The organism is Fusobacterium sp. (assembly GCF_030528405.1).
GTDB lineage: Bacteria > Fusobacteriota > Fusobacteriia > Fusobacteriales > Fusobacteriaceae > Fusobacterium.
Genome location: NZ_JAUMYY010000011.1, coordinates 36665 through 47029 on the forward strand (window position 1 = coordinate 36665; position 10365 = coordinate 47029).

14 protein-coding genes, 1 pseudogene and 1 riboswitch are annotated in these 10365 nt (G+C 28.6%); of the genes and pseudogenes, 2 read left to right on the forward strand and 13 right to left on the reverse strand.

Features of this window, described 5'->3' with window-relative positions; all coding sequences use genetic code 11:
• Positions 1–44 precede the first annotated feature (44 nt).
• From metK to Q4A58_RS03155, 5 genes and pseudogenes are all read right to left on the reverse strand, one after another.
• Positions 45–1196, reverse strand: a complete 1152-nt coding sequence (gene metK / locus Q4A58_RS03135; RefSeq protein WP_303116504.1) for a methionine adenosyltransferase — start codon at positions 1194–1196, stop codon at positions 45–47.
• A gap of 67 nt (positions 1197–1263) precedes the next feature.
• Positions 1264–1354, reverse strand: a riboswitch (SAM riboswitch).
• A 44-nt stretch (positions 1355–1398) separates the two neighbouring features.
• On the reverse strand, positions 1399–1737 hold the full coding sequence (locus Q4A58_RS03140; RefSeq protein WP_303116506.1) for a histidine triad nucleotide-binding protein: 339 nt from the start codon (positions 1735–1737) through the stop codon (positions 1399–1401).
• Positions 1738–1758: 21 nt separating this feature from the next.
• Positions 1759–2202 (reverse strand): ribose 5-phosphate isomerase B, encoded by a 444-nt coding sequence (gene rpiB, locus Q4A58_RS03145; RefSeq protein ID WP_303116508.1) that lies wholly within the window; start codon positions 2200–2202, stop codon positions 1759–1761.
• A 114-nt stretch (positions 2203–2316) separates the two neighbouring features.
• Positions 2317–2805, reverse strand: a pseudogene (locus Q4A58_RS03150) (peptidylprolyl isomerase); the annotation flags it as partial.
• Positions 2806–2881: 76 nt separating this feature from the next.
• Positions 2882–3475 (reverse strand): DJ-1/PfpI family protein, encoded by a 594-nt coding sequence (locus Q4A58_RS03155; protein WP_303116509.1) that lies wholly within the window; start codon positions 3473–3475, stop codon positions 2882–2884.
• 120 nt (positions 3476–3595) lie between these two features.
• Here Q4A58_RS03155 and Q4A58_RS03160 point away from each other — a divergent pair, with 120 nt between their 5' ends.
• Both Q4A58_RS03160 and rpsT read left to right on the forward strand, forming a co-directional pair.
• Positions 3596–3883, forward strand: a complete 288-nt coding sequence (locus Q4A58_RS03160; RefSeq protein ID WP_303116511.1) for a hypothetical protein — start codon at positions 3596–3598, stop codon at positions 3881–3883.
• A gap of 151 nt (positions 3884–4034) precedes the next feature.
• The gene (gene rpsT / locus Q4A58_RS03165) at positions 4035–4295 is read left to right on the forward strand and encodes a 30S ribosomal protein S20 (protein ID WP_303116513.1); all 261 of its coding nucleotides are present in this window, start codon (positions 4035–4037) and stop codon (positions 4293–4295) included.
• Between the two features lie 112 nt (positions 4296–4407).
• On the opposite strand, the gene rplS is transcribed toward rpsT, so the two are convergent.
• The 8 genes from rplS to Q4A58_RS03205 all read right to left on the reverse strand — a co-directional run.
• Positions 4408–4755: a 50S ribosomal protein L19 gene (gene rplS / locus Q4A58_RS03170; protein ID WP_303116514.1), complete on the reverse strand. Its 348-nt coding sequence runs from the start codon at positions 4753–4755 to the stop codon at positions 4408–4410.
• Positions 4756–4867: 112 nt separating this feature from the next.
• A complete protein-coding gene (locus Q4A58_RS03175) occupies positions 4868–5245 on the reverse strand; it encodes a hypothetical protein (RefSeq protein ID WP_303116515.1) in 378 nt (125 codons plus the stop codon).
• A gap of 16 nt (positions 5246–5261) precedes the next feature.
• A complete protein-coding gene (locus Q4A58_RS03180; RefSeq protein WP_303116516.1) occupies positions 5262–6026 on the reverse strand; it encodes an NAD+ synthase in 765 nt (254 codons plus the stop codon).
• Between the two features lie 70 nt (positions 6027–6096).
• Positions 6097–6966 (reverse strand): ribosome biogenesis GTPase YlqF, encoded by an 870-nt coding sequence (gene ylqF / locus Q4A58_RS03185; RefSeq protein ID WP_303116518.1) that lies wholly within the window; start codon positions 6964–6966, stop codon positions 6097–6099.
• Between the two features lie 12 nt (positions 6967–6978).
• Entirely contained in the window at positions 6979–7644 is a 666-nt protein-coding gene (gene rsmI, locus Q4A58_RS03190; RefSeq protein ID WP_303116520.1) for a 16S rRNA (cytidine(1402)-2'-O)-methyltransferase, read from the reverse strand.
• The gene (locus Q4A58_RS03195) at positions 7644–8999 is read right to left on the reverse strand and encodes a S41 family peptidase (RefSeq protein ID WP_303116521.1); all 1356 of its coding nucleotides are present in this window, start codon (positions 8997–8999) and stop codon (positions 7644–7646) included. Before Q4A58_RS03195 ends, rsmI begins: the two co-directional genes overlap by 1 nt.
• A 9-nt stretch (positions 9000–9008) precedes the next feature.
• The gene (locus tag Q4A58_RS03200) at positions 9009–9776 is read right to left on the reverse strand and encodes a TlyA family RNA methyltransferase (protein ID WP_303116523.1); all 768 of its coding nucleotides are present in this window, start codon (positions 9774–9776) and stop codon (positions 9009–9011) included.
• A partial coding sequence (locus Q4A58_RS03205; protein ID WP_303116524.1) for an HD domain-containing protein occupies positions 9757–10365 on the reverse strand: 609 nt, incomplete at its 5' end. The genes Q4A58_RS03205 and Q4A58_RS03200, both read right to left, overlap by 20 nt.

Here is a 10365-nt window from a genome sequence, read left to right on the forward strand (position 1 = left end):
GCATAGTTTACAGTGCCCTTTTTAATATTAATTCTATATATTCTTTACTTCAAGCAATATTTTCTTAACTCTTCCGTCCTATTACATCTTTCCCAAGGAATATCTATATCCGTTCTTCCTATATGACCAAATGCAGCTAAATCTTGATATCTAAATTTTCCATCTCTCAGCTCTAAAGCTTTTTCTATACCTCTTGGAGATAAATCAAAAATATTGTTTACTGCTTCTGCCAATAAATTTTCATTTACTTTTGCTGTACCAAAAGTTTCTACCTTTATAGATACAGGATGAGTTATACCTATGGCATATGAAAGTTGAATTTCACATTTATCAGCTAAGTCTGCCGCGACAATATTTTTTGCTACCCATCTAGCAGCATATGCTGCTGATCTATCAACTTTAGATGGATCCTTTCCTGAAAATGCTCCACCACCATGTCTAAAATATCCTCCATAAGTATCTACAATTATCTTTCTCCCCGTCAGACCTGTATCACCATGTGGACCTCCTATGACAAATCTTCCTGTTGGATTTATATAATATTTTATACTTTCATTTTTTAAATTATATTTTTCTAAAATAGGATTCACAACTTTTGTTATAACAGTATCTCTTATAATATCATTTGTAACATCTTCATCATGCTGTACTGAAACCACTATTGAATCTACATGATCAATTTTTCCATTTTTATCATAGGCTAGTGTAACTTGAGATTTTGCGTCAGGTCTTGCCCAAGATATTTCTTTTTGCTTGGAAAGTTTAGTAAGCCTTACAAGAATCTCTCTTGCTAAAACTAAAGCAAGTGGCATAAGTTCTTCTGTTTCTTTAACTGCCCCTCCAAACATTATACCTTGATCGCCCGCACCTCCAATATCTACTCCCATAGCTATATCTGGTGATTGAGAATGTATTGTATTTAAAACACCACAATTTGAATCAAAACCCATTCCAGGTCTATAACCTATTTCATCTATTTTATCCCTAACAATTTCTTGTACATCTATGTAAGTAGAAGTTGTTATTTCTCCACCTATGACAACTAATCCAGTTGTACAAAAAACTTCACATGCAACTCTTGAATTTGGATCATCTCTTAAACAAGCATCTAAAATAGCATCAGAAATTTGATCTGAAACTTTATCTGGATGCCCTGGTGAAACAAACTCAGATGTAAAATATGTAAATTCTTTCATCTTTCCTCCCAAATTTTAAAAATTCAAAAAAAATCCCTTTCTGATAAACAGAAAGGGAAAAGTTTTTGTTCCATATCCATCTATCAGGACTTAGCACCACACAATAGCAGGTTGCTGAGATATCATTGGGCCTGTCCCTCCATCTCTCTTTATGGCTTGTATATGTTAACATTTTTTTTTCTATTTGTCAATGAAGATAATTTTAAACCATTGTTCCTAATTTTTCTCCACCTATTAGATGAAAATGAAGGTGAAAAACTGTTTGCCCTCCATATTCATTACAATTAGAAACAACTCTATAACCATTTTTATCTAAATTGAATTTTTTAGCAAGTTTTCCAATAACCAAATATATTTTTCCTATAAGATTTGCATCTTCTTCTTTAATATCATTCATTGTTGGAATTTCTTTTTTAGGAACTACTAAAATATGCGTTGGTGCCACTGGAGCAATATCTTTAAAAGCTATTACTTCATCATCCTCATAAACTATATCCGCAAGTATTTCTTTATTTATTATTTTTGTAAAAATTGTAGCCATAATTATCTCCTTCTATAGTTTTTAAAACAAATCACATCCCTCTATTGCTTCAACTCTTCTTATATGTCTTCCTCCTTCAAAAGCAGTTTTTAAAAACTCATCCACTATATCAAGGGCTAAAACATCTCCAGTGATTCTTGCTCCTAATGCTAAAATATTGGCATCATTATGCTGTCTTGTCAATCTTGCCATAGTTGTATTAGTGCAAAGAGCTGCTCTTACTCCACTTATTTTATTTGCAGCAATAGATATTCCTATACCAGTTCCACATATAAGTATGCCAAAATCAACTTCTTTTTCTACAACTGACCTAGCTACCATATGTCCGTACTTAGGATAATCAACACTATCTGTGTTATAAGTTCCCATATCTAAAACCTTAATATCCTCATTTTCTGATAAATGTTTTTTTATTTTTTCTTTTAATTCATATCCACCGTGGTCTGCACCTAAAGCTATTTTCATAATCTACTCCTTATCATGTTTATGGCAACAACAGTTTCCATCTCCATGCTTATGTTCGTGTCCATCTTTATGATTATGCCCATTGCAACATCCTTCATGTTCGTATTCTTCTATCTCCTCTTCTCCAAAACCTTCCAGATAGACAGCTCTATCTTCTAATTCATCTTCAGTAGCTTCTCTCACCCCTACAACTTGAATTTCAAACATCAAATCTCTTCCACAAAATGGATGGTTTGAATCTGCAAAAACTTTATCTTCATCAATTTCAGTAATCACAGACATCATTTCTCTTCCATCTTCTAATTCAACAATAAATTCCATTCCCTCATAGATATCATCAAACTCTTCAAAGTCTTTTCGTGTCAACTCTTCAACTAAATCTTCGTCATAAGGACCGTAAGCTTCTTCCATAGGAATTTCTATATTTACCTTATATCCTTCTGACTTTCCATCCAACGCTGCTTCAATTTTAGGTAAAAATTGCCCAAAACCTTGTATGTAAAAATAAGGTCCTAAATCATACGTATCTTCTAAAAGCTCTTTAGTTTTTGCATCATAAACTTTATACTCCAAACTTACAACTTTATTTTCACCAATTTTCATAATAATATCACCTCTTAAATTTTTTTATACTAAAAGAATACCATATATTTCGTAAAAATAGAATACTTAACTTTTTTTATTTTAAAAACATATTTTTTTTGACATGATTTACATTTCCTATATCTGTTAAAATTTCCAATAATTTCAATGCCATATCTATAGAATTTCCAGGACCAGAACAAGTAAATAATTTATCATCCTGGCATATTTCTACATCTATTGGAAAGACTTCATAGTCTTTTAATTGATTAAAATATCTTTTATTATCTAATAAGTATGTTGTAAGTTTTTTATTCTTTATATATTCTGTGGATATGAGATTTAAAACTCCACTACATATTGCAAAAATATATTTTCCGTTAACTGAAAAATGTTCTACCAGTTTTTTAAAATAAATATTATTTTTATCTTTAAAAAAGTTGTATTTTCCAAATCCACCTGGTATAACCAAAACATCATATTCAAAAAAATTTTCTATATTTCCTTCTCCTACAACTTTATTTACTTTTAACTCTCCCCCCCAACTACATCCTATGCTTTCTTTATAAGAAACTGTTTCTAAAATTATATCTTTTGTTCCAACAATACTATTCCAACCAAAAATATCTGTAAAAGTTGCTACTTCAAACAATTCTACTCCTTCAAATAAAAATAAAAGTATTTTTTTCATAATTTCTCCTAAGTGATTTTTTTTAAATTATATCATTTCTTTTAATTTTTATTTTACAATTTCTTTTCTTATTTGTATAATTAATTGTAGTTAAATTTTAATTAATTGGAGAGTGATATTGTGAGAGCTGATGTAAGAGATGCTATAAATGTTATTAACAGATATATACAAGAGATTAGATATATAGATGTTAGTGACAATACTGATAATGTAGTAGGTAGAATTTTAGCTAATAAAGAGGAAGATTTCATTGCTGAAGTCTTTGAGCATATGAATCTTATTATGAAAGAAATTTCTAAAGTTCATAATGAGGGTAAAGATAATCAATATACAGAAAGATATTTTTATCTATCTAATAAAATTTATACAAATATGAATGAATTTAAAAAAGATTTTCTTATTCCTTAATTTATTTTCTATTGATTTTCATAAAATAAGTGATATAATATATACGGTCCATTGTAAAATATGTGTCTTTTTGTAGCTTAATTAATATTTATTAATTATGATATCTTATTTAGTTAATTACATAAATGTAAAATTTGTTGGAGGTTTTTAAATGGCAAATTCAAAATCAGCTAAAAAAAGAGTATTAGTTGCAGAAAGAAATAGAGTAAGAAATCAAGCAGTTAAAACAAGAGTTAAAACTATGTCTAAAAAAGTTTTAGTGGCTGTTGAAAATACAGATGTTGAAGCTGCAAAATCAGCATTATCAGTTGCATATAAAGAACTTGATAAAGCTGTTACAAAAGGGATTTTAAAGAAAAATACTGCTTCTAGAAAAAAAGCTAGATTAGCAGCAAAAGTAAATTCTCTTTAATTAAATTATTAGAAAAGAAGTGGATACTCACTTCTTTTTTATATTCTATATTTATCTATATTTGGAAAAAAATCCCACCTTAAAGGTGGGATTTATATTTTTATTTAGTTCACTATCTAACTTCTTTAATTCTCGCTTTCTTAGCTGATAGTCCTCTTAAGTAATAAAGTTTAGCTCTTCTTACTTTACCTACTTTTAATACCTCAATCTTTTCAATTTTTGGTGAATTTATTGGAATTATTCTTTCTACACCTATTCCAGCTGTAACTTTTCTTACTGTAAAAGTTTTAGCTATTCCTCCACCACTAACTCTGATTACAACTCCTTCAAATAATTGAACTCTTTCTTTATTCCCTTCAGTTACCTTGTAGTAAACGCCTATAGTATCCCCTGCTTTAAATGAAGGAATATCACTTCTCAAATATTCTTTTTCAACCAATTCAATTAACTTTTCTTTCATTTTTCCTCCTATAAGTATTCATTTATTTTTATAAATAAAGCGGAATACAGAATTTTATACCTTTATTAGTATATCATATTTTTCTCTTTTGTCAAAGAAAAATTTTTTCTTTTTATTCCTGTTCTTTAGTTTTTGTATTTAATTCTTGTAATAGTTTTTCAATTTTCTTTTGTCTGCTATCTATATCATTTATCCTTATTTCAAGAGAATTCAATATCCAAAATTGAAAATGCATTGATTTACTACTCTGTTGTAACATCCAAATAATTTTAAAAATTCCCACTATTGCTATAAGTAAAAGAGTTGTAAATAAAGATATCTCTCCTAAAAATACTCCAGTAACTAATAAAATTAGTACAATTACAAAAAATAAAGTGCTGATTATCTTATAATTAGAATTGTTACTCCCGCTTATATTTCCTATAATCTCTCTTATTTCTTCTTTATCTTTTAAAAACTCTTTAAATTCTTCTTTTAATTGATTATGCATAAGAGCCCCCTTTAATTTAATTTTTTAATTTAGCTATAAGTGGCATTCTTCTTTTATACTCACTCTTATTCATTCTAGTAAAAATATTTTTTACAACTTCTGAATTAAATCCTTCATTTACTATTTCTATTTCTGTTTTATTCTCTTCTAGTATTCTATATAGTATTTGATCTGCTTCTTTATAAGTAAGTCCCATTTCCTGTTCGTCAGTCTGTCCTTCCCATAAGTCAGCACTAGGTTTTTTATCTATTAAAACGTCAGGAATTTTCAAATATCTAGATAATTCCCATACTTCTGTTTTATAAAGATCTCCTATAGGATTCATAGCACAGGCAGAATCACCAAATTGTGTACTGTAGCCTAAAAAGATTTCTGTTTTATTTGAAGTTCCAATTACAAGAGCCTCTTCCTTTGCTGAATAATCAAATAATATAGACATTCTCTCCCTCGCCATTTTGTTACCTTTTCTCAGCATAGTTGCTTCTTTTTCATTTTTAAAATAAGCATCTATCATATCTGTTATTTCAATTGTTTTAGCATTTATTTTTAAATCTTCAACTACTAATTTTGCATGTGCTAAACTATCTGGATTAGAACTTTTATAAGGCATCATTATTGCAATAACATTCTCTGCTCCCAAAGCATCTCTTAGAAGATAAGCAACAAGTGCTGAATCAATTCCTCCTGATAATCCTAAAACAGCTTTTTTTAAACCTGTTTTATATATATTTTCCCTCAAAAAATTAACTAATGTTTCATGGATATTTTTTAAATTTGACATCTCTATTCTCCTCCGTTTAACATATTTAGTAAAATTAAAGATTACTTTCTATCATTTTAAAATATGAATATCAGTCCAAATTATCTAGGGTAAATTTCCCTAATTTCGCTGCTCTGTAATCTCTTAATAAGGTATACGCCGCTTGTAATATGTTTAACTCTCCTCCTTTATTGAGCATTGACATTCTAAGGGCTATCTTAGATAGAATATTTTCCATTACTTCATCCTTATCATCATCAAGAAGTTTATATCTTTCTTTTAATATATCCCATTTTCCTAAAACAAGAACTTTTTTTATAAATTCACAGGCAACATCTTCTATTGGTAGTATTTCATCTCTTATTGCTCCAGATATAGCTAGTTTTATACCAACTTCTTGACTTTCAAATTTAGGCCATAATATACCAGGCGTGTCTAAAAGTTCTAAACCTTCCTTTATTTTAATCCATTGCTTTCCTTTAGTAAAACCAGGCTTATTTCCCACTCCAGCACTATTTTTACCAACTATCCTATTTATTAATCTAGATTTCCCCACATTAGGTATACCTAAAACTATTATCCTAATATTAACTTTTTTTAAGCCTTTTTCTAAAAGTTTTTCTCTTTTCTCTTTCGAAACTTTATCTATTGCTAAATAAAGTTGTTTTATATTAAAACCCGTTTCTGCACTTAACTCAACAACTTCATCTGCTAAGTTTTTATTTTTAAAATATGTTTTCCATTTAAATAGCTCTTCTTTTGAAACAAGATCTGCCTTATTTAAAACAATTATCCTCTTTTTATTCTTAGACAAATTAGCTATATCGGGATTCTTACTTGATATGGGAATTCTTGAGTCTACAACTTCTAAAACCACATCTATTAATTTTAAATTTTCTTTAATTAGGTCCTTTGTTTTTTTCATATGACCAGGATACCAGTTTATTTGCGTCATCGACATAAATTTCTCCTCTTATTCAGCAGGTTTTATAATTATAACTACCTCTCCCTTTATAGGTTTCTTCTCTAATTTCTCCAATAATTCTCTAGTATTAGCTCTCAAAACCTCTTCATAAATTTTACTTATTTCTCTTATAATAACTATTTCTCTTTTTCCCATATAATTTTCAATATCTTTTAAAGTTTTTTCAACTCTAAAAGGTGATTCATAAATTATAATTGCTCTTTCTTTCTCTGTAGCTAATTCTTTAAAAAGAGTTTGTCTACCCTTTTTTTTGGGAAGAAAACCTTCAAATGCAAATCTTCTAGTATTAACTCCAGATATAGAAATGGCTGAGGTCAATGCACTTGCTCCTGGTATTGCAATAACTTTTATTCCTTCTTTATGTGCTTCATCAACAAGTTCATAACCAGGATCTGAAATACAAGGTGTTCCTGCATCTGTAACAAGGGCAATGTTTTTTCCATCTTTTAATAAATTAATTATATTCGCTATTTGATGCTGTTTTGTATGTTCATCGTATCTATAGACAGTATTATTTATCTCATAGTGATCCAAAAGTTTTTTTGTAACTCTTGTATCTTCAGCAAAAATATAATTAACCTCTTTTAAAATTCTTATGGCTCTAAATGTTATATCTTCTAAATTTCCTATAGGCGTTGCTACTATATATAACATTATTTATTCCCCTTTAAAAACATGCCTTTTAATACTCCCTTACCTACTTCTAATTGTATATCTTTATGATTTTCTACCTCTTCAGCTGCCTTTTCTCCTTTTATTTCCTTTATTCTTTCCTTCTTATTATTTTTTTCTTCTTTTTCATCTACATTGGTAATACTACCTTCAGAAATCAGATAATAATCTTTATCTTCAACCTTGACATCTGGTTCAATTCCTGTTCCATTTATAGAAATTCCTTTTGGTGTATAGTATTTTGCTGTAGTTATTTTTATTCCATCTCCATCTGGTAGAGGAATTAAAGTTTGTACACTTCCCTTTCCAAATGTTTTTTCTCCAACTAACACAGCTCTTTTATGATCCTTTAATGCTCCTGAAACAATTTCAGAAGCTGATGCACTTCCTCCATTTATCAAAATAACCAATGGAAAATCTCCATAATATTTTCCTTCTCTATTAAAAAATACTTCTTCACCTTTTTTCGGTCTTGTACTTACAACTCTACCATTTTTCAAAAACATAGATGCTATTTTTATAGACTGTGTAAGCTCTCCACCTGGATTGCTTCTTAAATCAAATACTAAACCTTTCATTCCAGATTTCTTTAAATCTTCCAATGCTTTCTCTATATCTTTGTGAACATCTGTCCCAAATTGTGTAAGTCTTAAATAACCAATATTATCTTCCAACATTTTATGTTTAACATATTTAAGCTCTATCTCTTCTCTTTTTAGTTCAAAAACCTTAGTTGTATTATTAATCTCTCTATAAACTGTGACTTTTACTATTGTATCTTTTTTTCCTTTTAATTTTTTTACGCTTTCCTCACTTGTTAAGCTATAAATAGACTTTCCATCTATCTCTGTTATTTTATCTCTAGGTTTTATACCTGCCTTATATGCAGGTCCATCTTCTATAGGAGAAACAACTACAAGTGGCTCATTAACTTTTTTTTGAATTACCATCCCAACACCAACATATTTTCCTTTGATATCTTCTTGAAATTCTCTTAGCTCTTTTTTTGTAAAATAACTTGAGTGAGGGTCATCTAAGGATTCTATAATTCCTTTTACTGCTCCTTGCATTAAACTTTTCTTTGTTATTTCTTTTATCTCTTCTTTTTTTGTCTCTTCTGCTTTATCTTCTTTAGATTTTTCTTCATCTGTTTTTTCTTTAGCCTTTTTTGCATCCGAATTATCTACATATCTATCTTGAATTAAATCCATAATATCAGAAATTTCTTTTAATTCTCTCAAATTATATAGAAAACCTGTTCTATCCTCATCTGCAAAAGATAAATTAAAAAATAACATCAAAAAAATAATTATAATTTTTTTTAAATCCGCCTTCATTAATGCCTCCTATTTGTTTCTACTTTTATTGAGAGAGAACAAAGTTAAATATTCAATATTTCCTTTTGCTCCCTTTATCGGTGATTCTGTTAAATCTAGCATATAAAGCCCTTGATTCTCAAAACTCATCCTTATATCCTCTATAATTTTTTTATATACAGAAACATCCTTAACTATACCTTTTTCAAGAAAATTTTTTTCAACTTCAAATTGAGGTTTAATCAAAAATATTCCTAAACTATGCTGATTCATAAATTTTTTTAAACTTAAAATTACTTTTCTTATAGATATAAACGATAAATCCATTACTATAATATCTGGAAAACAGTTATCTATATCGTGTAACTCTAAATCATTTATATGTTTATTTTCAATACTTTTAACCCTAGTATCTTTTCTTAATTTCCAGTCAAGTTGGTTCGTTCCAACATCAACTGCATATACAAATTTTGCTCCATTTTGTAAGGCACAATCTGTAAAACCTCCTGTTGAGGCTCCAATATCCAAAACTATTTTATCTTTGAAGTCTATTTTAAAAGTCCTTATTGCTTTCTCTAATTTAAATCCTCCTCGACTAACATAAGGGCAATCTTTATATTTCACTTTTAAAGATTTTATATTGTTTATGTCTATAATTTCTCCAGCTTTTTCTCTTTTTATATCATTTATAATAACATTTCCAGCCATTATATTTCTTTTGGCTATATCTAAATTCTCAAAATATTCTTTTTCAACTAAATACTCATCCAACCTAAACTTATTCTTCAAACGCTTCATTGTCCATCATATACTCCATAAGTGGATTTTTCATAATTAAATTATAAAAACCTTTTTCATCCACTAATTTTTTTAATTTTTTAGTTTCTTCAGCCCTTAATACAAAAAACTTATCCCCTATAGGAACTCTTCCCTTTTCTTTATATATTTTTAAAAGTTCACTAAAAGTACTAACTTTTAATTCTTTTTTTGATCTCTTAATTCTATCTTTTATAACTGTCACAGAACAATTTAATTCCTGTTCAATTTCTTGCAACTTTTTTCCTTTAACAGATAAACTTAAAATATCATTTGCTTGAATCGGATTTATTCTGTGATATTTAGCTGATTCCATATCCGCTATATAAACTATCTCTGCCTCTTCCGTTTCTGGTTGAATTTTCCCCCATTTTCCATGGTGAGATAAAACAATATGTACTATATTATCCCTTGTCTTGGGAACTATTTTATATCCTGATTCTCTCTCTATCAATTCTAATACTTCTTCAACTTCTGCCACTATATATTCTGGATTTTTTATCATCATTTGGGAATGAGAAAGCTGTTCTTCATTTCTTCTTATACTTGACTTACTTATATCATGCATTAT